Origin of the sequence: Pararhizobium polonicum, from assembly GCF_001687365.1 — a bacterium.
Lineage (GTDB): Bacteria > Pseudomonadota > Alphaproteobacteria > Rhizobiales > Rhizobiaceae > Pararhizobium > Pararhizobium polonicum.
The window spans coordinates 22,317-46,802 of sequence record NZ_LGLV01000006.1 but is presented as its reverse complement, the minus strand read 5'-3'; the positions used below and the strand labels follow the sequence as shown (position 1 = coordinate 46,802).

The window sequence follows — 24,486 nt, the reverse complement described above, 5'->3', positions numbered from 1 at the left end:
TACACTCCAGTTAATAGGAGCGGCGGGGATGACGATATCTAGCCGGGAAAGCATGGGGGATTTGGTTCGCCTGTGAGAGCTCAGATGCGATGGCTATCGACGCTCGCGAACCGTATCGGCGGCGCCGATCACCAGCAGTTACGTCAATTTGGATTATGAAAAATGGACATCGATAAAACAGGCGCTCGATCACGACAGGCCCCGATCCGCCACCGGAATGCGCTGCTTTTTACATGCACGGCACTCGTTGCACTTATGCCGGGCTACTCGACTGCCGAGGAAGCCAACGGCGCCGCCACGACGCTGGAGACACTCGTTGTCCAGGGCAGCTCCGGTTCAGGTGTCTTGAATACGGACAATGATTCAAAGTCCGTCGTCGCCACGGAAACGACCGGCGCAGGCAAGATGCCGACAGATATTTTGGAAGCGCCGGCTTCGGTATCCGTAGTCACCTCCAAGGAAATCAAGGAACGCGCCGCCGATAGTGTCGAGCAGGTCGTGCAATATACGGCTGGCGTGGTGACTGACTTCTATGGTTCGGACGACCGTTATGATTATTTCGATATTCGCGGCTTCACGCCCTACACATATCGCGACGGCTTGGCCATCGGCAGGACTTTCGCCGGCGTTCGGGAAGAGCCTTATGCCTTCGAGCGCATCGAGGTGCTGAAGGGAGCCAGTTCGGCGGGCTTTGGAGCAGCTGAACCCGGCGGGTCGGTGAATTATGTCACGAAAACGCCGAAGAGAGAGCGTTTCGGCGAAGTTTATGGCACAGGCGGGTCATTCGCGCACAAGGAGGCCGGGTTCGATTTCGGCGACAATTTCACAGAGGACGACACTCTATCCTACCGATTGACCGGCAAATTCCAACGGTCGGACGCCGAATATGATTATTCTCAGGATGATGAGAACTTCATCATGGGCGGCCTGACCTGGCGCCCCAGCGACGCGACAAGCTTGACATTCGTTTTCGATCATCTCGACAAGGATGGCGTTCCAGGCAGCGGCGGCCAGCCGCTCGGCACGGACTTCGACAGGGACAAGTTCTTCGGCGAACCGGATTATTATTTCAATACCACGAACCGTAATGTCTACAGCCTCATGTTCGACCACGATTTCGGCAACGGACTGAGCTTCGGCTCCAATGCCCGTTACAGCAAATCGAACACCGCGTTCGGTAGCGCCTATCTCTCCAATACGCGAACGGATGGTTCGAACCTCGCAGACCGATACTTCTTCGGCAGCGACACGACGAACGAGCAGTTCATTATCGATGCGAACCTGGTTTACGAAGCGAATTTCAACACTGTGGAAAGTCGCACGCTTGCGGGTGTCGAATACAATAATTTCGAATCGCAAAATTACGGTCTTTATGACCCCAGTGCTCCGCCCATAAACTGGTTTAACCCGATCTATACGGGTGGGCCAATCTCGACGGCGCCTAATTACGGAACGGCAAACGACCAGAAGACCAAGGCGATCTATCTGCAGCAGGATCTGACCTTCTTCGACAAGCTGACGGTGAGCTTGGGTCTGCGCAATGACTGGTTTGATCTCGGCCAGACGGACCTGTTCTCGAACGTCGCCCAGACGGATGATCATAGCGAATTTACCAAGCGGATCGGCGTCAGCTACAAGATCTCCGAGGAACTGGCGACCTATGCAAGCTATGCCGAATCCGCAGCCCCTCCTGGTGTCGGGACGGATCCGACGACCGGTAAGCAGTACGAGGTCGGGATCAAATATCGGCCGGATGCCTTCCCTGCCCTGTTTACCGCGTCGGTCTATGACCTGACGAAGGGCGACATCACCGTCTACGACAGCGTCACCTATCTGCCACAAACCGTGGAAAAGGTCAGGCATCGCGGCTTTGAACTCGAGGCCAAGGCGGAGGTAACGAGCAATATCGGTGTGATTGCCGCCTATAGCTACATCGACTCCAGGATCGATGAGCCCGGCGGCGCCAATGACGGCAACCGTCTCATGCGCGTGCCCAAGCACGCGGCTTCTGTATGGGGCACCTATACAGTGGAGGGACAGGGCGCCCGCGGCGACATGACGTTTGGGGTGGGCGCGCGCTACACGGACTCATATTTCCTGGACCTCGGCAACACCGTATCCTCGGACAGTGCTGTCGTGTTCGATACCGCTTTCACCTACAAGGTCCAGGCAAACACGACCTTTCAGCTCAACGTCAAGAATGTGTTCGACGAGAAGCATATCGCCAGCCAGGATAGCGGCGGGGTTTATTACAACCCAGGTCGTGTTGTTCTGGCGACACTTCGCCAGAGCTGGTGACCTCTTCTCCCGCCCGCGAAAGCGTTTGGCGGGAAATTTCAGGGCTGCTGCAGCTTTCGCCAGGCGGCCGGTGTTTCGCCAGCCACCTGGCGAAATACCTTGGTCAAATGCGCCTGATCGGAAAACCCGAGTTGTACGGCGATACTGGCAACCGGAAGATCACTTTCGCCAAGCAGCTGCTTTGCCTGCTCGATCCGTTTGGACAACTGCCATTGCAACGGTGACTTGCCCGTGGTGTGCTTGAACACGCTGGCAAACCAGCTTTCCGACAGATCGACCGTTGCGGCCATGTCGGCGACGGTCATCCGATAATCGCCAAGCCTCTCGATATGAGCAAGCAGCTTGTTCATCTGCGCCTGCGTCAGTCTGCCGCTAGCCTTTTCGTCCCCGTCTGCCGGAATATCCAGAAGGCCGGTGACAATGCTGCCGACAAGGCTCTCGGCATAGACGGCATGCTTCGACGGGTTTCTGATTTCTTCGGCCAAGAGTTTCGCCAACACTTCTATAGCCGCGACGTCCTGAAGCTCCACCGGACGCCGTATCGCCATCTGTGCCGCAGAACTGCCGACCGAGGGCGTCAAGTACCGGAGCGCCCGGTCCTTGTGCAGATGGAGGTTGAGATGGCTGAAGCGATGCGCACTCTTGCTGCTGGTCCACATCGGCACGCCAGCAGGGACATACACTGCGCGCGCCATCGACCGTGAATTCCGCGCGAAACCGTCATTCCTGTTCGAAATCCGAACATGCGGCGAAACATCGTTGAAGAAAAACATGATCCGTGGATCGTCCGCAAGATAATAGCCGCTGGCACCAACCTGGCTCTCGGCTTCCCAAAGAACGGTCACCATCCCATCCAACTGACGCCACTGAACCGGAGCTGCGACTTGAATCCCTTCAGTTCTCCAGGACATTGTGTGCCAGAAGCTCATGTGCAGCTCGCCCGCCTCTTCGAAATGGTCTGGGGCCTGCGGGTGTACAAACCGGCGCTAAGGCCTCTCTTTCATCACATAAGTTGACTTTATTTCTCATATTACAGATGAAGTGGCAAGCGAATACGAAGTTGGGTCGGATTTAGCTATAGCGTCAGTCTCCTCCCCCAGCAGCAAAGATTTTCACTCAGTCCAACATCTTGGCGGTCTTGAACCCATAAGAACCCTCCGACCAGTTTAATAGGGACCCGCATTCTGGCTGGTGAGTGCTGCCGTCCAAGATGGACTTTAAGCCTTCGTTGGCTATTAAAGCCTCGTCCGATTAATCGGAGGCATATCCTGATGTCTTGAGATAATTCCAGCATTCGGTTCTGTTGCAGAGATTACGGATTGAGCCGAGAGCATTGAAGAGGGCATCAAAGGTTTTTGCGGCTGCGGCGCGCAGGTGCGCCTTGATCTTGGAAAAAGCCATCTCGATGGGATTGAGATCGGGGCTGTAAGGTGGCAGGAACAGGAACCAGGCGCCTCTGTCTTTCAAGGCCTGTGCCGCCTTGGTGCTTTTGTGAACCACGAAATTGTAGAAGATGACAACGTCACCGGGTTCGAGTGTTGGCGCAAGCTGGGTCCGGACATAAGTGCCGAACGCGACACGGTTCATGGCGTGGTGGACAATCCATGGCGCGGTCAGGCCATAACAGCGCAATGCGGCAATGAAGGTCTGCGTTCGCCGATGCCCGAACGGCACAAACATTCGCCACGCAGCCGGACCATCTTCGTGTTCGCGGAAGTTTCGTCAATGAAGACAAGATGATGTGGTTCCAGTCGCATCCTTGGCTGACGCTTGGTAATCCAGACGTCACGGTCCAGCGGCACCGTCGCGCGTGCGCGTTCCGATGCCATCAGGGCTTCTTATATGGGAACCCTTGGGCCACCAGGACACGCGACAACGACGAAGGCGCAACCCGGATGCCATGCGCCCCGTCAAGCTCGCCGGCCAGTTCCGGCATGGTGATGTCGGGCCTGTGCTCGACCTCAGCGATCAGGAAAGGCAGATAGACCGAAGCTTCCCGCTTCCCGGCGGACGGCCTTGCCGCAACGGCACAACCGTGCCGGTCATCGTGCGGCGCCGCAGAAGTTTGATCGCAGCACTCTCGCTGACACAGAAGTGCCGCGCCCCGCTGCCCGCCGCGACTGGCCGCCGTCCACCGTCGACACAACGCGCTCGCGAATATCCAAAGAATGAAACCTGACCATGTTTCACCTCCATCTCAAGGCAATCACAGATCGGCAGAAAACAGACTCCACCTGATCCGCGAGCACCAATTTTCAACCGGTGGCCAATCGACACTTCGGCAATTCGCTGCACTCACCGCATAGGCGTGTCCGGCGATTGCGGCTTCTGCGCCCTTTCAAAAGCTTGTGACAATACCCAAAGTCGCTGCCTAAAAATCGCGCAAAGCATTTAAGAAGAGCTCCAAAAACGCTGTTGAATCCACGCCCGTTACGATTGTGCAGTTGGGAGCCCGCCCAGCGAGATGTCGCTCACTGACGGCTGCAACGACCTGGCCAGCAGCGGCGCCATTGTCTGTGCAGATCGATACGTGCCCGGCAACGGTCGTGAAAATCTTAGGCTCGAGCATCCAGGCAATCGCACTTGGATCATGCAAGCACGGGTCTTTTGCACCGTAATTGATGAGAAGATACGCGGCTTCCAAAGCAACCGGAGTTCCAATTTTCTGGGCTTCGTGGATCATCTCATCGGTCACAACAGCCTGACGGGTCACATCGAGGCCGAGCATAGTGATCGGGATGCCGCTGTCGAAAACGATGGCAGCGGCATGCGGATCAACCGCAAAATTGAACTCGGCGAGTGGTGTGGTGTTGCCTGGGCAAAAGGCGGCCCCGCCCATAAGCGTAATCGTACTCACAAATTTTGGCAGTTCCGGATCGAGGAGAAGCGCCAGCGCAATGTTGGTCAACGGGCCGGTGGCACAGATATGCAGCTGTCCCTCCGCCCGTGCGATCCTCGACAGTTCCGTTGCTGCATGGCCATCGCTCAACGCCATTGTCGGCGCAGGCAGCGCGCTGCCGGCAAGACCGTCAGACCCGTGCATGATCGAAACCTTGCCGCTCGGCGCCATGAAGGGGCGCGCGGCCCCAGCATAAACGGGGATGTCCTGACGACTGGCCAGCTCAAGAATGCGCCGTGCGTTGTTCAAGACGGGTTCAAGACCGACGTTGCCAGCAACGCAGGTGATGCCGATCATGTCCAGCGCGTCGCGTCGCCCAAGAGCAAAGAGCATTGCCAGCGCGTCGTCGGCGCCGGGATCGCAATCGTAGACAAAACGCAGGGCAGTCATAGATCAATCCTTATCGATCAGGAAACGTACGGCGTCGGGCGCCCAGCCGAAGCGGACTGTCTTTCCCACTTCAATGTCGCCTGTTGCGGCGGTGGCGCGGGCGATGATTTCCTGTTCGCCAGCATCGATGATCACACGCATGTCGGAGCCACCATAAACGGTTTCACGCACCCGCCCTTCGCAAAATCCCTCGCCCAGCGAAATCGCTTCAGGCCGCACGACAATTGCGCCGTTTGTGCCGTTTGATGGGCGCGCACCCGAAATCGGCAAAAGCCCGAGCGTGGTTTGCAATGCTCCATCCTTCACCGTGCCACGGATGATCGATGAGACGCCGATGAAATCCGCCACGAACAGGTTCTGTGGCTCCTCGTACATCTGACGGGGTGTGCCGAGCTGGGCAATCTTGCCGTTGTTCATCAGGCAGATGCGATCCGAAAGCGCCAGCGCCTCCTGCTGATCATGTGTCACGAAGATGATCGTGGCACCGGTTTCGCGATGAATGCGCTTGATTTCGATCTGCATGACTTCGCGCAACTTGGCGTCGAGAGCACCCAGTGGTTCGTCCATGAGAATAATCGCCGGATCATAAACAAGGCAACGTGCCAGGGCGACGCGCTGCTGCTGGCCTCCTGAAAGCTGGGATGGCGCCCTGCCGGCGGCGTGGGTCAGCCCGACTGTCTCCAGCGCCTTCGCGACCTTGGTGTCGATCTCCACCTTTGGAAGACCACGCATCTTCAGTGCAAATCCGACATTCTCCACGACGGTCATATGCGGGAACAACGCATAGTTCTGGAACACGACGCCGATATCCCGCTTGTTTACCGGAGCGTGCGTCTGATCTTTGCCATCGATGACGACAGTGCCTGAACTGGGCTCCTGCAAGCCGCAGATCAGTTGCAGAAGGGTCGTCTTGCCTGACCCTGATGGGCCAAGCAGCGTGAGCAGTTCACCCTTGCGGACTTCGAGGTCCACGTGATCGAGTGCAATGGTCTGACCGTATAGCTTGGCCAGGCTTTGAACCTGAAGTTTGATTTCCGGCGTGGTGGCAGAGGTAGCGGACATGTCGGGAGAAATTCCTTTGGTCGTGAAGGGAGAGGCTGGCATGCGCATGTCAGCGAGGCCTTGCCTTTTCGGCGATGACGAACAGCACTGTCACAACCGCCACGATGAAGACCGAAGCCGCGGCCAGGGTCGGAGAAATGCTGAGGATGATATCATCCCACATCTGTTTCGGCAGGGTCTGCTTGACGCCTGCTCCAACGAAAAGCGCGATGGTCAGCTCTTCGAACGAATGTAACAGACCGAACAGGAATGCAGCGACGGCTCCGCCCTTCACGAGCGGCAGAAGCACAAGCCGGATTTGCTGCCAGCGGCTTGCGCCGAGCGTTGCGGCGGCCTGCAAAAGACGCCAGTCGAAACTGCGGAATGTGGTGAGCAGTATCACAAAGACGATGGGCATCGCGGACAGTGTGTGCCCGAGCACGATGCCTGTGTCTGTTGCGATCAATCCGATCTTGGCAAGGACGTAGAACAGGGACACACCGATAACGATGTTCGGAACCACCATGGGCAACATGAAGGAGAGGAAAATCAGCCCTCCTGCCTTTCTTTGCGAACGCGCCAAGCCATAGGCGGCCATGCCGGAGATGATCGTCGCGAGAACACCTGTCACAATGGCAATCACTGCCGAGCGTGCTGTCGCCCCCATCCACTGACTGGAACCGATATAGGCCTCGAACCAGCGCAGCGAGAAACTTTTCGGCGGAAATTCAAGGAAGCTCGAGCCCGAGAATGCCATGGGCGGGAAGGCGAGTACCGGTACGATCAATACGGCAATCACCAGCCAGACGAAGACGGTGAAGGTACCGCGCCCCAGACGGGCGGGAAGCAAACGGGCAACGAATTCGCTGAGCGTGGCGCCGACCTCGATGATCAGCCCGCCAATCGCACCGATCACACCGCCACGCCTTGCGACAGCCCCGGTGCCCGATACAGACGACATGCCAAAGAAGCGATCGTAGATGGCGATAGTGATCAAGGTGACGGCCAGCAGAAGGGCCGCAAGTGCTCCGGCAAGGCGCAGATTGAAGAGTTTCTGAACCTGGGTGATCATCATCTGGCCGATCACCGTCTCGTTGGGTGAACCGAGGAGTGCCGGCGTGATGAAAAAGCCGAGGCCCATCACGAAAATCAGAAGACCCGCGGCGGCGACGCCCGGCATCGACAGTGGTACGAAGATGCGCCAGAAAGACTGGCTGCGGCTTGCGCCCATCGTCATCGCAGCAGGAACCAGACGGCTGTCGATGGTCAGCATTGTCGGCAGCATCGTCAAAATGGCGATGGGCAGCATGGCGTGCGCCATGCCGAAGACCACGGCTCCACGGCCATAGAGCAGATTGAGTTCGGCATCGAAACCCATACCTGTCAGCATCTGTGCGACGATGCCTTTGCGGGCAAGGAGCACGATCCAGGCAAAATTTTTCAGAAGGGGGCTGACCCAGAATGGCAAAAGCACCAGCCACATGGCCATGCGGCGCCGACGTTCTTCCATTCCCGCCAGCCACACCGCGATCGGATAACCGACCAAAAGGCAAACGAGGGTGACCTGGGCTGCGATCGCAAACGTGTTCGTCAGGACTTTTACATAGACCCCGGCCGAAAACATCTGCTCGTAGACCGACAGGTCAAAACTGCCGGATTTCGGATCGACGAAAGATTGCCAGATCAGCGCGCCAGCCGGAAGGATGAGCAACAGGGCCATGTAGAAAAGCCCGGGCGCCGATAGCCAGAGGCTATCAAACCTCATGCGCTGTTTTGCAGATGTTTGATTGACGGTCAGTTCAGCCATGGCAGTCCCGTTTGTTCAAATGGCCCGCACCGCTGATGCGGAGCCGGGCCACCCATGTCAGAAGCTCGGCCTCACCTTATAGCAAGGCCGAAAAATCGAGCGGTATTTTCAGTCAGACTGATCAGCTCAGGATCCACTGTTCGAAACGCTGCGTCAGCGCATCCTGGTTTTCTGCCCAATACGCTGCGTTCAGTACGGTCAGGCCTTTGATATTGTCGGGGGCTGTCGGCAGGAGGGTCGCCTTTTCGGCGCTGAGATGATCGTAGGCCTTCATATTGGTCGGACCGCATGCCAGGAGATCCGTGTAAGCTGCCTGACGCTTGGCATCCAGGCACCACTCGATAAACTTACGTGCTAGATCAGCCTTCTCGGTGTTACCAGCAATTGTCCAGCCGTCGATGTTGAAAAGACCGCCGTTCCAGACAATGCCGGCCGGAGCGCCGGCGTTGATGGCGGCCTGGGCACGGGTCGACCATGTGGACATCATGTCCAGCTCGCCGTCCTTGAGGAGCTGTGTCGCGTGGGCACCCGAGGTCCACCAGATATTGATATGCGACTTGATTTTGTCGAGACTCTTGAAGGCACGATCGACATCCAGCGGATACAGTTTGTCGAGAGGAACGCCGTCGGCAAGCAGAGCCATTTCCAGTGTCGTTACCGGGCTGCGCCAAAGGCCACGGCGTCCCTCGAAAGCCTCGACGTTCCAGAAATCGGCCCAGCTTGTCGGAACCGTCTTCATCGTGTCCTTGCGATATCCCATGGCCAGCGCAAAGATCGCGACACCGGCGAATTCAGGCTCAAAGGTGTTCGGTGTAAAGTCCGCCTTGTTGGGAATCTCGATGTTGAGCGGCAACATGTACTGGTCGCCGAGCTGGCGTATGCGCAGAACATGCTCAGGTGTCATCAGTGCAACGTCGAACAGCTTGGTGTCGGTATCGACAGCCATCTTGTACTGCGGGATCGGATCGGGCTCGTTGGTGTTGGTTTGAATGACGACACCGGTCTCGGCGGTGAAAGTGTCGTAAAACGCGACCTTGAAGCCTTCGTAGAAAGCACCACCCATGTCGCGGACGACAAGCGTTTCGCCGGCAAATACCCGCGAGCCTTTCAGAATGACCGGGGCCGCAAGTGCGACGGCAGCGAGACCCGTGGTTGTTTTCATGAATTCACGGCGCGAAAAATTATTGTTCATTTCTACCCTCCGGCGTTGGTTTTGACCTTTATCAGCCTACATTTGCGAACCGCGCTGGTTCGGTAAATTACAATTTTCCGTGCATCTGCTTTGGCACAAGCGAAGCAGCTCGCGCCTAACCTTGGCAAAACCGATTAACTGCGGCAAAAAGGACGTCATCGCATAAAGCGAGCTGTGTTCGCTCAACAAACTCATCAGGACGATGACCCTGATCCATGTTGCCCGGTCCACAAATAACGACCGGCACATCGAGCGCTTGCGCAAACAGCCCGCCTTCCGTGCCAAAGCTAAGACGGCATTCGATCGTTCCGTCCGGCAGACATGCTGCGAATGCCTGGACGGCAGGCTCCTGAATGTCCGTCGCAAGACCGGGATAGCTTCCGGCGTTGTCGACAATGATTGCAGCGTCTGCAAAGCGAGAGCGATGCGGGGCGACAGTTGCGTTTGCAACCTTGCGAATGCTGTCTGCGAGCGCTAGCGGATCATCTGCCGCCATCATGCGGCACTCCATCTGCAATTCGGCATGATCCGGCACAAGATTGACAGCTGTTCCGCCAGTCAGTTTTCCGACATGGACCGTCGCATAAGGGATCGAGTAACCGGCTTCGCGTGGACCGCGGGCCTCGATGTCGTCCTGTAGCCGTCTCAGGCCGGTGATGAAATCCGCCGCCAGATGGAGAGCGTTGAGGGCAAGGGGGGCTTCGGCCGAATGGCGCGCAACACCCTTGATGGAGGCGTGAAATGCCATCTTGCCCTTGTGCCCCAGTCCCAGCTGCATCGAGGTCGGTTCTCCAACCACGATCAGATCCGGGCGAATGCCCCGGGCTGCAATATCATCGAGCATCGGCCGGACACCGACACAGCCTATTTCCTCGTCATAGGAAATGGCGATCCACAGTGGGGCCGTCAGCGTGATCGATGCCAGTCTCTCTGACAGGGACATGATGGATGCGACAAACCCCTTCATATCCGCGCTTCCGCGGCCGAACAAACGCCCGTTGCTACGCGTCATGGTAAACGGCGGCACAGTCCAGTTCTGTCCGGCAACCGGTACGACATCGACATGCCCCGACAACATCAATCCGCCGGGAAGGTCCGGTCCGAAGCGGGCCAGAAGCGAGGCTTTCAGACCGGTAGGATCGGTGAAGCGCTCACAGGCCGCACCCGCGCCGCATAGCGCGGTTTCGATCTCTTCAATCAGCGGCAGGTTCGTATCCGCACTGACGGTCGGGTGTGCGATGAGGCGCTCCAGCCACGCTTCCGTTGGCGTCACGATTTTGCCTCAGCCGCGTCCATGGCGGCGTTGATGCTATCGATGAGATCTGCGACTTCGGTCTCCGGAATGGAAAGACGCAGCCGCCGTTCCAGCGAAGTGAAAATCCCGAAGAACGAATTCGAGCAATGCTGTAGCAGTCGCATCGCATCTTCCGGAGAAATGTTGCAACGTTTCGTCAGGTAGGCGCAGATTTGTTCGCACGCAATGGCGTTCGGCAGCACATAGGCGGGTTGGGTGTCATAGGCGATGCGGCGGAACGGCAGAACAGAAGCGCGTAACGCCAGGTCTACGGTCAGTTTCGGATCTCGTGACGAGGCACCGACGACCAGGCGTGCGCCGACGCCTTCCAGCACCCAGCGCGCCAGAGCCGGGTCCCAGATTGCGAGGTCGGAACCCTTGAGTGTGATTTCGACCTGCTCGCTTTCTCCGGCCTGCAGCATCGGCTTGGCGAAGCCCTTGAGTTCCTGAGGCGAGCGCCTTAACCGTTTGCCGGGAGCCTGCAGATAGAGCTGCACCACTTCTGCCCCTGCGCGCTCGCCAGTGTTCGTCACCGTAAAGGTCACACTGATCTCCTCGCGGAGGCCGATCTCCGATGCGGAAACTTTCAGGTCCGAATATTCAAACGTCGTGTAGCTCAATCCGTGGCCGAAGGGGAACAGAGGCTGGATTTCGCGCATGTCATACGATCGGTAGCCGACGTGAATTCCTTCTCCGTAGATATGCTGGCCATTCTCACCGGGATAATGCAGGAAACCGGGAACGTCGGCGAGGCGCCTGGGGAAGGTGACAGAGAGCTTGCCCGAAGGGTTGACCTTGCCGGTCAGAATGTCGGCGACCGCGCCGCCCATGGCCTGGCCCGAATAGAACGTGACGAGAACGGCACCTACGGCATCGATCCAAGGCATTTCCACCGCGTCGGGGCAGGCGATCACCACCGCGACTTTGTCGGAAGCAGCCGCAAGTGCCGCGATCATTTGATCCTGACCGGGACCGAGAGCCAGTGTGGTGCGGTCGGAGCCCTCACCATCATATGCGCCTTCGGTCGAGGTGTAGACCAGAACCAGATCGGCACTGGCGGCCAGTTTAAGTGTCTCGGCATCGGCTTCCTGCCGGAAGGTCAACTGACGGGCAGAGCCCAATGCCTGCTCCAGTTGTTCAAGAGGCTGATCGACCATCGTCGGTATGGTGGTGGCGCAACCGGAGCCCTGGATCACCGGTGTACCGGCATCGCGGCCAACGACCAAGATCTGGCGCATCTCCGGGCGGATGGGCAAGAGCGCCTCGTTGCGAACCAGCACCATCGAGGCAGCAGCCATCGCGCGGGCTTCGGCGTGGTGCTCCTCGGCGGTATAAACAGAGACCGGTCCCTGCGCGCCGTCGTTGCAGCGGTCGATCAGATCCAGCATGCGGGTGCACGACAGATCGGCCACCTCGGCGGGCACCGCACCCGAATCGAGGGCTGCAAGCAAATCGGCCTTGCGCCGGGGGCTTTCGGGCATGTCGAGATCACCCCCCGCCATCAACGAGGCTGGACGGTCTTTGATCCCGTGCCAGTCGGATACCACGACGCCTTCGTAGCCCCAATCCTTGCGAAGAACCGCATCCAGAAGCCAGGGATCTTCCGATGCCTGAACACCGTTGAGGCGGTTGTAGGAGGACATGATTGTCCAGGGCTTGGATTGCTTGACGGCGATTTCGAAACCCTTGAGATAGATTTCCCGCAACGCACGCTCTTCGACGATACTGTCCATCGTCGTGCGTTCAACCTCGGAATTGTTGCAGGCGAAATGCTTGAGAGAGGTTCCCACCCCCTGCGACTGGACGCCTTCGATAACAGCGGCCGATAGCTTGCCGGTGACAAGCGGATCTTCCGAGTAATATTCGTAGGAACGGCCCGCCAGCGGTGTGCGGCGCAGGTTGATGCCTGGCCCCAAAAGCAGATGCACGCCCATTGCACGGCATTCCTTGCCGAGCAAGGTGCCGAGGCGCAGCATCAACGCCTCGTCCCAGCTGTTGCCCATAGCCGATCCATTCGGAAAGCAGGTGGCCGGTTTCATTTCGCCCCAGGCGATCGACACGTCGCTGGCGCGCTGATTGACCACGGAGAGAAAGGCGTCAACATCCATACCGCCGCGTTCGTCGCTGTCGATCTGCGGGATCGAATAACGCACGCCGTAGGTCCCGTCCGTCATGACAATCGGCTTGATCCCGTAGGCAGGAACGGCTGCGGTCTTCCACATGCCGAAGCCGGAAAGGAGATCAACCTTCTCCTGGTTTGTCATCGCATCGACGATCGTCTCTTTCGGTTGATCGGCAAGCATGGTGTTGTTGGACAAGGGTAATCTCCATGGAACATGACTGGGCCGCTGACTGCGGCGCGGCAACAGGCGCGCACAGTCTCACCGGATGGCCAAAAAGAAAAATAAGATATTCGAAACTGGTGCTTAGAAAAAAGCGAGCCTAGCTTCTAGCTTGGGGTGCTGCGGCGCATGTTCATGATAGGCGCCTCCATTCCCGGCACATAGCTGTTCGATATCAGGCTTTTGCAATGATCTTCGAAGCTGCGCACCATGCGGGTTGAAACCTGTTGGCCGACGCGGATGAGGCCGATGCGCATGGGTTTGTGTTCGCCAGCCAGGCGAAGACCGACAAGGCGCCGGCCATCCAGCGCGGCTTTGTTCTTCGGCCGCACGTTGGCCAGCGTGTATCCGTAGCGATTGCCGACCATGGTGCGGATCACTTCCTGATGCTGGATCTGCGCGGCAATGTTGGGCGTTGCGCCGGCGGCGGCAAAAAGGCCGAGAAAGTAATCCCGTGACAGGGGCAGGTCGAGCAGAATGAATTCCCGTTCCTCAAGCTCCTTGAGTGTGATTGCCGAATGCGCGGCCAATGGATCTGTCTCCGCAACCTGAACGTAAGGCGGCAGTTCTGCCAGTGCCGTGAACTCGAAACCGTCCGGGACAAGGAGATCATACGAGAGTGCCACGTCGATTTCCGCTCGTTCCAGTTTCGCCAGAAGAACGCTGTGATCGGCCACCGTCGGTCTCACCTGCACTCCGGGAAAGGCAGCTTTGAAGCTGTGGCTGACCTCGGGCAAAAGCATGGGGGCGAAGGTGAGAAGACATCCAAGCGACAGCGTGCCCCGGACCTGGTCCGACGCTTCCGATGCGGCAATGTAGAGGTTCTGCCCTTGCTCAATCACCGCTTTGGCCTGTGCAAGGATCTTCTGTCCCGCTGGAGTGAGCGACAGACCCTGAGCGTGACGTCGCAAGAACAGCTGTGTGTTCAGTTCGATCTCAAGCTGCGAAATGGCGGTGGAGATTGATGGCTGAGAAACGTGAATACGCTCGGACGCCAAGGTGATGGATCCAGCCTCGGCGGTTGCTATAAAATATTCGAGCTGGCGGAGTGTAAAACGCATGAGGGACCTGATCAGCGTCATGCCAAAGGCGAGCATGGAATGCGAAGAAGCCATTTGCCAGTCGGAATGGCCGGGCTTGAATGCGAACCCTAACAGTTATCAGTTCGTAAAGCGTAAACAGCGCCCGCCTCCTGGCGGCCCTCATCTTCCATACAAATTGGCGCGATCGAGACCGCTCTGCTTTTGGCGATCCTAATCAGTGCTGCAGGAAATCATAATTTTCTGAACCCCACCCCTTCGATAGATCGGTAGGCAACAGCCGTCAGCGGATCAGCAGGTCCCGGCGAAAAGAGGAAGGGTCAATCTATGTCAGTTGAGACAATCCACACGCTCGTTGTCGGGGCCGGGCAGGCCGGCATTGCCATGAGCGAGCATCTGACAAAGAACGGCGTTTCGCACCTCGTTCTCGAACGGGGACGGATTGCGGAGCGTTGGCGGTCAATGCGCTGGGATTCGCTGGTTGCCAACGGTCCGGCATGGCACGATCGCTTTCCAAATATGGATTTTCCGGGTCATCCGGATGCTTTCGTTCCGAAAGAACAGGTCGCGGACTACTTCGCTGCCTATGCGAAGATGAATGACGCCCCGGTTCGCTGTGGTGTCGAAGTAACAAATGTCGAGCGCCTCGAAGGCCGTCCCGGATTTCGCGTTGAAACATCCAATGGCGTGGTTGAAGCCAGCAACATCGTTGCTGCAACGGGACCTTTCCAGAAGCCGAACATCCCGCCGGTTATTCCCGCAGCCTCCGGTTTGAATCAAATGCATTCCAGCGGCTACCGCAATCCAGCTGAACTGGCGGATGGGGCGGTGCTGGTTGTGGGCGCCGGGTCCTCCGGGGTGCAGATCGCCGAGGAATTGATGCGGGCAGGACGCAAGGTTTATCTTTCCGTTGGACCGCACGATCGGCCGCCGCGCGCCTATCGTGGCCGTGATTTCGTTTGGTGGCTTGGGGTTCTCGGGAAATGGGACGCACAGGCGCAGGCCCCCGGTGCCGAACATGTCACGATCGCCGTCAGTGGTGCTGGTGGCGGTCAGACGATCGATTTTCGCTGCCTTGCCGCCGAGGGCATGGTTCTTGTAGGCATGACGGGTGCATACAAGGATGGAAAGCTGGCGTTCGGCGACGATCTTGCCCGCAATCTCGATCGTGGCGATCAGAACTATCTTTCGCTACTGGATGAGGCGGATGCTTTTGTCGCTCGTAACGGCATTGACCTCCCGGAAGAGCCGGAGGCCCGCGTTCTTGGTCCGGTCGTCGAGTGCGTCACCAAACCGCTTCGTGAGTTGGATCTGCAGCAAGCCGGCGTGACGACGGTCATCTGGGCGACTGGTTTCAGCTCGGACTACAGCTGGTTGAAGGTCAACGCCTTCGATGATGCCGGTCGTCCAAAGCACCAGCGCGGCGTCTCTTCCGAAAAGGGAATCTATTTTCTTGGCCTGCCATGGCTTTCAGGCCGTGGTTCCAGCTTCATCTGGGGCGTCTGGCATGATGCAAAGCACGTAGCCGACCACATCGTCATTCAAGATACCTACAACGCATATTCACCGCAGAGCTGATTGGGATCAGCCCCGCCACACCCACCTTTAATCGCTCTGACGGAGACAAGAATGGCACATACCCGAATCCGCAAATTCAACACCAAAGAGACCTATCCAGAACAACGTCTCGACAACGATCTTTGCCAAGCAGTCGTTGCGCGGGGCACGGTTATTTTTCTGCGTGGTCAATGCCCGCAAGATCTTGATACGGCACAGAATATCAATAGCCATGACCCTGTCGAGCAAACCCATAAGGTGATGCAGAATATTCGCCAACTGGTCGAGGAGTCCGGCGGCAGGATGGAGCATGTTACCAAACTCGTCGTCTATCTGACCGACGTCCGTCACCGCGAAGCGGTCTATCGGACGATGGGTGAGTACATCAAGGGCGTGTTCCCGGTCTGTACAGGTCTTGTCGTCGTGGCGCTTGCACGTCCCGAATGGCTGGTCGAGATCGACGCGACAGCAGTCATTCCCGACTAGTTACGCCAGTTCATCTGCGCGTGAGCTGGTCCGTGCAAACGCGCGGATCGATTGCCCGGGACAAAACAGCCATTCCAAAGGGACAGGATTTCGATATGACGTTTTCCATCGTTGCACGCTGCGCCAATTCCGGCCAATTTGGGGTTGCGATTTCGTCATCCTCTCCGGCAGTCGCCGCACGATGCGCCTGGGCGCGCGCCGGGGTTGGTGCCGTCTCGACGCAAAATATAACGAACCCGGCTCTCGGAACATTTATGCTGGAAAAATTGGCGGATGGAGAGAGTGCGGCCGACGCCGTCTCATCTGCGCGGCACCATGACGCTTTCCCGCAATACCGCCAGCTTCTGGCGGTGGACGCGAATGGAAGATCCGCGATCCATTCCGGAGACAAGGCGTTGGGAATATGGACCTCTGCCTCTGGCAAGGATTGCGCGGCAGGGGGGAACTTGCTTGCCCATGACGGCGTTCCTGCCGCTATGGTCAAAGCGTTTGAAACGTCGACAGGCCCACTTGGTGACAGGCTGATTGCTGCACTTGAGGCGGCCGTGGCCGAAGGCGGTGAGGCAGGTCCCATTCATTCCGCTGGATTGCTTATCGTTGATCGCGAAACCTGGCCTTACGCTGAACTGCGCATTGACTGGCTGGACGATGGTTGCCCTGTGGCCGCTGTTGCGCGTGCGTGGGAAGTGTACAGGCCACAGGCCAACGATTACGTGACGCGCGCGCTAAATCCGTCCAAGGCGCCATCGTACGGCGTTCCCGGCGACGAATAACGTAATGGGTTGGTGCAATGGTTTGGCAGGTTGGCAGAAGCCACAATTGGCGGACACATCCACGCGGCTCTGTTGCACATTTCCATTTTGGTCATAGTGACCGCTGGTCGGGACGTCGATTAGCCGACAGCCTCGTGATTTTCGAGACTCTGAGCGAGCGGTCCTACCGCTTCCGTCAGCGCGCTTGGTTCGATGCCGAAAGCACGTTCAACAATACGTGCTTCTCCACGAATGTCGCCCGTTAGGTTGAAAATCGCAGCCCGTCCTTTGCGCAAAGCGCGCATGACCTTGAAACCTTTGATCGTCGCATAGGCCGCTTTCAGCGTCTTGAACCCTCTCACTGGTTTGATCCGTTGCTTCAGCTTGCCGTGATCAGCCTCAACGACGGTGTTCAGATATTTGACCTGTCGGTGCACGAGCTTTACGAGACATTTGCTTTCGACCTTCAATTGCGCAACGGCAATGCCATAAGCCGGAGCCTTGTCGGTGTTGATGACCGTTGGCTTTTCCCAGTCCTTCAGTCCATTCAAAGCCTTGGCGAGAAAGCGTTTGGCCGCTTTGTCATCGCGTGTCGGGGACAGATAAAAATCGATCGTGTTGCCGATTTTGTCGACGGCCCGGTAAAGATACGTCCATTGTCCACGGACTTTCCCATAGGTTTCATCAACGTGCCAACTTGCTGATTGCGGCCGATGCCAGTGCCATCGCAGCCACTTTTCAATCTACCGCGCATATCTCTGAACCCGACGATAAATCGTGGAATGATCGACTGGTACACTCCGTTCGTTCAGCCCTACACGCCGCCTTGCAGACTCCTCAATAGATTTAACTTTGAAAAATGGACCATCAACCATCAGGCAGGTGACCGCTTGCATAGCGCATCTCCATAGGCTGGTTGCCGGTATCAACTGAAGAAAAGACGCCCCCGCCACATAGATATCGCATGCGATATAGACAAAATATTGCATGCGAATTATGCGACATCAACAGATGAACGCTTCAAATTTATGCAAACCCTAACAAGCTTAGAGAAACTCCAACATCATATGGCTCTGAAAATGCTGGACTTTCACAAATCCGGCGAACTGGCACATTCTTTGCTTTTGTTAATTCGCATGCATCTATTGCATACGAGCCAACAAGCCTGAAGGGAACAGAAAATGCGCATCCCATCTCTTATGTCCCGTGACATCAGCCGACGCGGCTTCCTGAAGGCTGGTGCCGCAGGCGTCGCCTTTGCAGCAACCAATCAATGGTCGAGCGCCTACGCAGACGATCCGAATGTCCTGAATTACCTCTCCTGGCCCGGCAATGCCGATCCTTATCTGATTGCCGACTTCGAGAAAGAGAACAACGTAAAGGTCCGCATCAAGGAATATGTGGGCGGTGACCAGATGCTTGCCGTCATCAATCAGTCGCCTCCTGGCTCGTTCGACGTGGTTCTCGCCGACGCAGAATACATGCACTTGCTGCATGCGTCCGACTTTATTGAAGAACTCGACCCGGACGATTATCCGATCAAGGATTTCTGGCCGGAGTTTCAGAAATTCCCGCTGCATTGGTTCGACGGAAAACTCTACGGCGTCATGACGGATTTCGGCTATCTCGGCCTGTCCTACAATACCAACACCTTCAAGCCGGAAGAGGTGAAGTCCTACGCGGCAATGTGGAGTGAGAAGGCAAAGGGCAAAGTCGGCTTCTTCGACTGGTATCTGCCTTCAATGGGCTCGATCAGCCTGTCCAATGGCAACCTTCCGCCGTTTGATATTTCGGAAGAAAAATTCGACGCCGTCAAGGAAAAGCTCTTTACCCTGAAGCCCCAGGCCTCCGGCTTCTACACCATTGCTGACATCTTCTCCTCCATGACCAACGGACAGGCCCAGCTCGTTCCTGGTATCGGCGAGTGGATCACGCTTGGCCTGCGGCTGAATGGCGTGCCGGTCGACACGATTATTCCGGACGAAGGCGGCCTGCAGTGGACGGAATCGCTTTCCATCGTCAAGGGAACGCCGAAGAAAGACCTCGCTCGCAAGTTCATCCAGTACACCACCTCTCCGCAGGGCCAGGTCAAAATGGCGACAAAGGTCGACAACAAGAAGTCGATCCCATCGATCGCCGGCTGGAAGCTCCTCAACGAAACAATGCCGAAGGATGCCGAAATCCTGCGCCTGCAGCTCGATAAGCCGAACGTCATGGACGAATACAAGGCCAAGAAAATCCAGTTCCGCCAGCTTCCGACCCAGCAGTCGATCGAGGACTGGAACGACGTCTGGAGCGAATTCAAGAGCCTCTGATCCGAACGCTTGAGCCTGGAGAACCCTGGGATGACAGACATCAATGCATCCACGCTGAAGGCTGGCGAGGCGGTTGGGCGCGGTTCATTCCGCGCTCGAACTGCTGCCTCGCCAGCGATCATGCCTGCCATTCTGGGGCTCCCTGTTCTGCTGTGGCAGATCGTGTTCTTCGCAGCCCCGCTTGTGTTCCTGATCGTCGTCACCTTCTGGCGCGTCAGGTCTTTCCGACTGGAGCCTGACTTCTCGCTGGATAACTGGTCGAGAATATTGTTCTCCACCCCTTTCCAGAGGGCCTTGGTCTACACGGGCGAAGTTGCGGCCACCTGCACCGTCCTGACGCTGGTGATTGCGCTTCCCGCCGCCTACACCATTGCCTTCAGGCTCCCCCAAAAAATACGCGGTCTTGCGGTCACGTTTCTCGTCGTGCCGATCTTCTCAAGTTACATGCTGCGCATTTACGCCTGGCAGATCGTTTTAAGCCCCGATGGGGTAATCAACAGCATCGTCAAGTCAGCAGGTTTTACGGGCTTGCCGTTGCTAGGTGGTCAATTCTCGCTTCAGATCGGCCTGCTTACACTCACCCTTCCCGTAGCGATCCTGATCCTTGTGCTCGCCTTCTCGGGCGTTGATCGCACGCTCGTCGAGGCGGCCGAGAACCTCGGTTGCCGCCGCAGCAAGGTCATTCGGCATGTCCTGCTTCCATCCATACGAAATGCAGTCTTCCTCGCCGGATCGACCGCCTTCCTGATGTCGTTCGGCGACTATATCAGCCCGCTGTTCATGACAGGAAGCAAGCCGCCGACACTTTCGATTCTGATTGTCGATACCGTCAAGTCGGGATCGCAGTGGCCCCGCGCCTCCGTCATCGGTGTCACCATGCTGGCGATCCTGGCGCTTGTATTCCTGGCGGCAGGTTTCCTCGGCCGCGACCGCCGGACCCAGAAGGGAGGCCGCTGATGTCCCTGCCACTCATCACCCGCCTGTCGCGATCTCTGCAATTCGGCCTGATCGGCGCAATTGCCCTCTTTATCGCAACCCCGATGCTGGTCATCGCGGTATTCTCGTTCGATGCCAATCGCTTTCCGACGATCCCCTGGGGTGGCTTCAGCCTGCAATGGCACCAGGCCGTGCTGGCAGACAGCATGATCCGTGACGCCTTCCTCAACAGCCTGATTGTCGGTTTCGGGACTGCGGTCATCGCCACCGTTCTGGGGTTTGCCGCCGCCTATATCGACTACCGTTACATGTTTCGCGGAAAGACGCTGTTCGGGCTTCTCGTGGCTATCCCGCCGGCCGTTCCCGTCAGCATCATGGGAATGGCAATGCTTGCATTCCTGTCACGCATCGGGCTGTTCGGTACCGTCGAGGCCATCATCGCCTGTCATGTCGCCATTGCCACGTCCTTTGCCATGGCCATCATCCGGCTTCGCCTTGGCGAATTTTCAAGGGACCTGGAGCCCGCAGCCTGGAATCTCGGTGCATCACCGTTTGCGACACTGTTCACCGTCGTCCTGCCGTTCTGCAAACCGTCCTTGATCGCCTCGTTCTTCCTCTCGGCGGCAGTCTCCTTCGACGAGTTCCTGATCGCCTGGTTCGTCGGCGGCGTCAACGAGACACTGCCGGTGCGCATTCTCAATCTCCTGCAGGGGCAGGTGAATCCGAAGATCAACGCCATCGGCACCGTCGTCCTTATCATCAGCATCGTCCTTGTCCTCGTGGCGCAACGCTTCATAGGCGTTCGTGCAAGCAAGACCGCTTCCTCCAATGCTTGAAAGGCAGAAGACATGTCGAATGCATTCGTGACCTTGGAAAACCTCGATAAACGCTACGCGACCCATCACGCGGTGAAGGCAATCAACCTTGACATCCAGGGCGGCGAGTTCATCGCCCTTATGGGGCCATCTGGCTGCGGCAAGTCCACGACCCTTCGGCTCCTGGCAGGACTGGACCAGCCAACAGGTGGCGATATCCGGATCGGTGGGCAAAGCATGCGCGGCATCCCGGCGTTCCAACGGGACACGCCGATGGTCTGGCAGAGCCTTGCTCTGTTTCCGTTCCTCTCCGTTGTCGAGAACGTGGAATTTCCTCTCCGCATGAAGAAAATCGGCAAACAGGAACGGCGCAAGCGGGCGATGGAATGGCTCGATCGTCTTGGCCTCGGCAGCATGGCCGAGCGCGGTATCGCTCAACTGTCCGGCGGCCAGCGTCAGCGCGTGGCAATCGCACGGTCGCTGGTGACGCAGCCTTCGATTCTCCTGCTCGATGAGCCACTGAGCGCGCTCGATGCTCATCTCAGGGTTCGGATGCAGACCGAACTCTCCCGCCTCCACAAGGAACTCGGGATTACCTTCGTCTATGTGACACACGCACAATCGGAGGCTTTCGCCCTGGCAGACCGGATTGTCCTGATGAACGACGGATCGATACAGCAGACCGGCCGGCCGCAGGACGTCTACCGCGAACCCGCCAACGCTTTCGTCGCCGAATTCATGGGCATGAACAACATCATCAGCGGGAAAGTGTCCGGACACGACGAAGGCAAAGTACGGATCGACGGTCCGCTTGGGACGTTCACGGTGCCGACGAAGACAAATAGTGCCAAGCAGGACAAGGCGAGCTTCGTCATCGCAGCCGATCGCATCAGCCTCTCCTCTTCGCCAACGGGGGGAACGGCTGCAGAAGGTGTGACAGGGAGCGTCATCGGCATCGAATTCGTGGGCTCGACCCAGACGATCTTCTTCGACGTGAAAGGCAAGGAATTCCGCGTCCAGAAGCAACAGCACGAGATCGATGCACTCGATCTGACGCCGGGCAAGGAATTGACGTTGAACTGGCAGCCTCAGCATGCCTGGCTGCTGCCCGAAGCAGCATAATAAACATCCAAGGAAGGAGACCCGATGACCTACAATGAAGACTTCATGCAACGCGCCGTGGAATTGTCACGACAGGCGCTGACGAAACCCGGTACCGAGCCTTTCGGTGCTGTCGTCGTTCTCAACGGAAAAATCGTCGGCGAAGGTTTGAACCATTCCCTCGCAAACTTCGATCCGACGTCACACGGTGAAGTTGAAGCCATGCGCGATGCCTGCCGTCGTCTGGAATGCGTCGATCTGACTGGGGCCGATATGTACACCTCCTGCGAACCCTGCGCGATGTGCGTGGCAACCATGGAGGTCGCCGGCATATCACGCCTGTTTTATGCGGCATCGATGGATCAGGCCGGGAAAGCATTCGAGGGGTTGACGAAGAAGGAACGGCATCCCATCGATGTCGACAAGCTCCGTAAAGCCGCAGGGGCGCTGGTCGGCGAACGCACGATGCCCAGTGCGCAAAGCATGGACGGGCAAGCCACGGAAATTCTGAACACGTGGGTGGAAATGAAGAAGGCAGGAAAATGATCACTCGCAATGCACAGAGCGGCGGGACGGCTCGTTCAGTGAACGACCCTACCGCCAAGGGCAAAGGCCCACCGGCCAACGACGGGACCGCTGAAGGTCGAAAAGCCGCACCCACCTCGCGAACGGAAGCCGTCCAGGACGCACTTCGCCAGGCGATCATGGAACAGAAATTACAGCCAGGCGCACGTCTGCCCGAAGATGCAATCGGGGAAACTTTCGGAACCAGCCGCACCATTGCACGGGAGGCGCTGGGACGCCTTGCCGTGGAAGGATTGGTTGAATTGAAACCGAACAAAGGCGCTTACGTCGCAAACCCAACGCTTGAGGAAGCCCTCGATACCTTCATGGTTCGCAGAGGCCTCGAATGCACCGTCACCGGTCTTCTTGCCGGAAAGCTGAAGCCCGGCGAGGTCGATGCCCTGAATAGCTTCATCGAGAAGGAACACGCCGTCTCCGGCGTCGATGATCGGGAGTCGATCCGGCTTGCGGGCGAGTTTCACCTGCTGCTCGCGCGGATGACGGGAAACCAGCTTCTCATCCGATATGTCACGGAAGTGGTGTCGCGATGCTCGTTGATTCTTGCGATGTACGGCCGACCCCACTCTGCCGATTGCGGTGTGGACGAACATCGTCAGATCGTTAAGGCGCTGGTCGATGGCGATGCTGCCCGCGCCAACGAACTGATGGATCACCATCTCGCGTCGGTCGCTGGCAGAGCCATGCTTGAAGCGAGACAGGAGCGCGACATCCGCGACCTGCTGGCCCCCTATGCCGCTCGAATAAAAGGCCTCTGACGATGACAGCACAGATTGCTGAAACCCCTGCAAACAGCGGGATGACTTCCTTTGACTTTGCGACGCTCAACGCCCGCGAACGCTACAAGCTGATGATCGGAACGATCATCCCTCGTCCGATAGCCCTCGTCACGACCGTCGATGAACATGGCCGCGTCAATGCTGCGCCGTTCAGCTTTTTCAATTGCCTGTCGGCGGACCCGCCTATCCTGGCGCTGGGCGTCGAAAACAATCCGGACATGTCGTTCAAGGATACCGGCCACAATATTCGCATGACCGAGGTCTTCACCGTCAACATCGTCTCCGTCGCCATCGCGGAAGCCATGCACAGATGCGCAGCGAAGTACCCACGCGGCGTCGATGAACTGAAAGAGGCGGGACTGACGGCCATGCCGGGTGTAAAGGTCGCATCGCCGTGGATTGCGGAAGCGCCTGCATCGTTCGAATGCCGCCGCCACATAACGCTCGAGCTCGGCAAGTCGCGTCAGATCATCATGGGCGAAATCATCTACGCCCATTATCGCGAAGACGCGGTCGATGAACGGCTGCACGTTGATCCGGATGTCATCGACGCAATCGCCCGTCTTGGTGGTGACACCTGCTCCACCATTCGGGACCGGTTCGAAATGTTAACACCGAAACTCTGAGTGGGCCGGTAGTAGATTATGTCAGCGTCGGTCGAGCCCGCGTATAATCTCTCGCCTTGATGAGATTCGAACCAGAGCCCCACAACAATTGCGATTGCTGGTTAATCGGATAGTCGCCACTGTCCGGACATTCTGTGTAAGCGGCCATCCCCGCCCTTGAGCCGATCGTCCCCAACATCACAGGCAATGGACAGGACGCCGGTCTGCACACCATTCCGCCGGGCGGCATGCGAG

General features: G+C 57.7%; 19 protein-coding genes and 2 pseudogenes. 11 read left to right on the top strand and 10 right to left on the bottom strand.

Annotation, left to right across the window (positions count from 1 at the left end):
* Positions 1-162: 162 nt before the first annotated feature.
* On the top strand, positions 163-2,298 hold the full coding sequence (locus tag ADU59_RS09090; protein ID WP_068953797.1) for a TonB-dependent siderophore receptor: 2,136 nt from the start codon (positions 163-165) through the stop codon (positions 2,296-2,298).
* Positions 2,299-2,336: 38 nt separating this feature from the next.
* On the opposite strand, the gene ADU59_RS09085 is transcribed toward ADU59_RS09090, so the two are convergent.
* The 9 genes and pseudogenes from ADU59_RS09085 to ADU59_RS09045 form a co-directional block, all read right to left on the bottom strand.
* Positions 2,337-3,227 (bottom strand): helix-turn-helix domain-containing protein, encoded by an 891-nt coding sequence (locus ADU59_RS09085; protein ID WP_083198182.1) that lies wholly within the window; start codon positions 3,225-3,227, stop codon positions 2,337-2,339.
* A gap of 322 nt (positions 3,228-3,549) precedes the next feature.
* Positions 3,550-4,481, bottom strand: a pseudogene (locus ADU59_RS29580) (IS630 family transposase).
* Between the two features lie 188 nt (positions 4,482-4,669).
* Positions 4,670-5,587, bottom strand: coding sequence for a nucleoside hydrolase (locus tag ADU59_RS09075; RefSeq protein ID WP_068953796.1), 918 nt, complete (start codon positions 5,585-5,587; stop codon positions 4,670-4,672).
* A gap of 3 nt (positions 5,588-5,590) precedes the next feature.
* The gene (locus ADU59_RS09070; RefSeq protein WP_068954109.1) at positions 5,591-6,649 is read right to left on the bottom strand and encodes an ABC transporter ATP-binding protein; all 1,059 of its coding nucleotides are present in this window, start codon (positions 6,647-6,649) and stop codon (positions 5,591-5,593) included.
* Positions 6,650-6,698: 49 nt separating this feature from the next.
* Positions 6,699-8,393: an ABC transporter permease subunit gene (locus ADU59_RS09065; protein WP_244506380.1), complete on the bottom strand. Its 1,695-nt coding sequence runs from the start codon at positions 8,391-8,393 to the stop codon at positions 6,699-6,701.
* Positions 8,394-8,556: 163 nt separating this feature from the next.
* The gene (locus tag ADU59_RS09060) at positions 8,557-9,627 is read right to left on the bottom strand and encodes an ABC transporter substrate-binding protein (RefSeq protein ID WP_068953794.1); all 1,071 of its coding nucleotides are present in this window, start codon (positions 9,625-9,627) and stop codon (positions 8,557-8,559) included.
* 115 nt (positions 9,628-9,742) lie between these two features.
* Positions 9,743-10,900, bottom strand: coding sequence for an acetylornithine deacetylase (locus ADU59_RS09055; RefSeq protein ID WP_068953793.1), 1,158 nt, complete (start codon positions 10,898-10,900; stop codon positions 9,743-9,745).
* Positions 10,897-13,239, bottom strand: a complete 2,343-nt coding sequence (locus tag ADU59_RS09050; protein WP_244506379.1) for a beta-glucosidase — start codon at positions 13,237-13,239, stop codon at positions 10,897-10,899. Before ADU59_RS09050 ends, ADU59_RS09055 begins: the two co-directional genes overlap by 4 nt.
* Positions 13,240-13,370: 131 nt before the next feature.
* The gene (locus ADU59_RS09045) at positions 13,371-14,324 is read right to left on the bottom strand and encodes a LysR family transcriptional regulator (RefSeq protein ID WP_068954107.1); all 954 of its coding nucleotides are present in this window, start codon (positions 14,322-14,324) and stop codon (positions 13,371-13,373) included.
* A gap of 306 nt (positions 14,325-14,630) precedes the next feature.
* Between ADU59_RS09045 and ADU59_RS09040 the strand changes: the two genes are divergently transcribed.
* The 3 genes from ADU59_RS09040 to ADU59_RS09030 all read left to right on the top strand — a co-directional run bounded on the left by ADU59_RS09040 (position 14,631) and on the right by ADU59_RS09030 (position 17,119).
* A complete protein-coding gene (locus ADU59_RS09040) occupies positions 14,631-15,881 on the top strand; it encodes a flavin-containing monooxygenase (RefSeq protein WP_068953792.1) in 1,251 nt (416 codons plus the stop codon).
* Positions 15,882-15,932: 51 nt separating this feature from the next.
* Positions 15,933-16,346, top strand: a complete 414-nt coding sequence (locus tag ADU59_RS09035; RefSeq protein WP_068953791.1) for a RidA family protein — start codon at positions 15,933-15,935, stop codon at positions 16,344-16,346.
* A gap of 95 nt (positions 16,347-16,441) precedes the next feature.
* Positions 16,442-17,119 (top strand): DUF1028 domain-containing protein, encoded by a 678-nt coding sequence (locus tag ADU59_RS09030; RefSeq protein ID WP_068953790.1) that lies wholly within the window; start codon positions 16,442-16,444, stop codon positions 17,117-17,119.
* A gap of 119 nt (positions 17,120-17,238) precedes the next feature.
* Here the strand turns inward: ADU59_RS09030 and ADU59_RS29575 are convergent.
* Positions 17,239-17,904 (bottom strand): annotated as a pseudogene (locus ADU59_RS29575) (IS6 family transposase); the annotation flags it as partial.
* A gap of 375 nt (positions 17,905-18,279) precedes the next feature.
* Here ADU59_RS29575 and ADU59_RS09020 point away from each other — a divergent pair.
* From ADU59_RS09020 to ADU59_RS08990, 7 genes are all read left to right on the top strand, one after another.
* Complete coding sequence (locus ADU59_RS09020) at positions 18,280-19,413, top strand: ABC transporter substrate-binding protein (protein ID WP_068953788.1); 1,134 nt, start codon at positions 18,280-18,282, stop codon at positions 19,411-19,413.
* Positions 19,414-19,422: 9 nt separating this feature from the next.
* Positions 19,423-20,370 carry an ABC transporter permease gene (locus ADU59_RS09015; protein ID WP_139093163.1) on the top strand — a complete coding sequence of 316 codons (948 nt, stop codon included), beginning with the start codon at positions 19,423-19,425 and terminating at the stop codon, positions 20,368-20,370.
* Positions 20,370-21,185 carry an ABC transporter permease gene (locus ADU59_RS09010; protein ID WP_068953787.1) on the top strand — a complete coding sequence of 272 codons (816 nt, stop codon included), beginning with the start codon at positions 20,370-20,372 and terminating at the stop codon, positions 21,183-21,185. The genes ADU59_RS09015 and ADU59_RS09010 overlap by 1 nt, the downstream gene beginning before the upstream one ends.
* Positions 21,186-21,197: 12 nt before the next feature.
* Entirely contained in the window at positions 21,198-22,286 is a 1,089-nt protein-coding gene (locus ADU59_RS09005) for an ABC transporter ATP-binding protein (protein WP_068953786.1), read from the top strand.
* Positions 22,287-22,310: 24 nt separating this feature from the next.
* Positions 22,311-22,811, top strand: coding sequence for a nucleoside deaminase (locus ADU59_RS09000; RefSeq protein WP_068953785.1), 501 nt, complete (start codon positions 22,311-22,313; stop codon positions 22,809-22,811).
* Positions 22,812-22,969: 158 nt separating this feature from the next.
* Positions 22,970-23,605: a GntR family transcriptional regulator gene (locus tag ADU59_RS08995; RefSeq protein WP_425332007.1), complete on the top strand. Its 636-nt coding sequence runs from the start codon at positions 22,970-22,972 to the stop codon at positions 23,603-23,605.
* A 41-nt stretch (positions 23,606-23,646) separates the two neighbouring features.
* Complete coding sequence (locus tag ADU59_RS08990) at positions 23,647-24,252, top strand: flavin reductase family protein (RefSeq protein ID WP_068953784.1); 606 nt, start codon at positions 23,647-23,649, stop codon at positions 24,250-24,252.
* Positions 24,253-24,486: the final 234 nt, after the last annotated feature.

Coding starts and splice junctions, on each gene's coding strand:
- ADU59_RS09045 (WP_068954107.1), bottom strand. CDS start 14,324: ATGCGTTTTACACTCCGCCAGCTCGAATATTTTATAGCAACCGCCGAG.
- ADU59_RS09065 (WP_244506380.1), bottom strand. CDS start 8,393: ATGAGGTTTGATAGCCTCTGGCTATCGGCGCCCGGGCTTTTCTACATG.
- ADU59_RS09020 (WP_068953788.1), top strand. CDS start 18,280: ATGCGCATCCCATCTCTTATGTCCCGTGACATCAGCCGACGCGGCTTC.
- ADU59_RS09040 (WP_068953792.1), top strand. CDS start 14,631: ATGTCAGTTGAGACAATCCACACGCTCGTTGTCGGGGCCGGGCAGGCC.
- ADU59_RS09085 (WP_083198182.1), bottom strand. CDS start 3,227: ATGAGCTTCTGGCACACAATGTCCTGGAGAACTGAAGGGATTCAAGTC.
- ADU59_RS09030 (WP_068953790.1), top strand. CDS start 16,442: ATGACGTTTTCCATCGTTGCACGCTGCGCCAATTCCGGCCAATTTGGG.
- ADU59_RS09060 (WP_068953794.1), bottom strand. CDS start 9,627: ATGAACAATAATTTTTCGCGCCGTGAATTCATGAAAACAACCACGGGT.
- ADU59_RS08995 (WP_425332007.1), top strand. CDS start 22,970: ATGGAACAGAAATTACAGCCAGGCGCACGTCTGCCCGAAGATGCAATC.
- ADU59_RS09010 (WP_068953787.1), top strand. CDS start 20,370: ATGTCCCTGCCACTCATCACCCGCCTGTCGCGATCTCTGCAATTCGGC.
- ADU59_RS08990 (WP_068953784.1), top strand. CDS start 23,647: ATGACTTCCTTTGACTTTGCGACGCTCAACGCCCGCGAACGCTACAAG.
- ADU59_RS09000 (WP_068953785.1), top strand. CDS start 22,311: ATGACCTACAATGAAGACTTCATGCAACGCGCCGTGGAATTGTCACGA.
- ADU59_RS09005 (WP_068953786.1), top strand. CDS start 21,198: ATGTCGAATGCATTCGTGACCTTGGAAAACCTCGATAAACGCTACGCG.
- ADU59_RS09035 (WP_068953791.1), top strand. CDS start 15,933: ATGGCACATACCCGAATCCGCAAATTCAACACCAAAGAGACCTATCCA.
- ADU59_RS09070 (WP_068954109.1), bottom strand. CDS start 6,649: ATGTCCGCTACCTCTGCCACCACGCCGGAAATCAAACTTCAGGTTCAA.
- ADU59_RS09090 (WP_068953797.1), top strand. CDS start 163: ATGGACATCGATAAAACAGGCGCTCGATCACGACAGGCCCCGATCCGC.
- ADU59_RS09075 (WP_068953796.1), bottom strand. CDS start 5,587: ATGACTGCCCTGCGTTTTGTCTACGATTGCGATCCCGGCGCCGACGAC.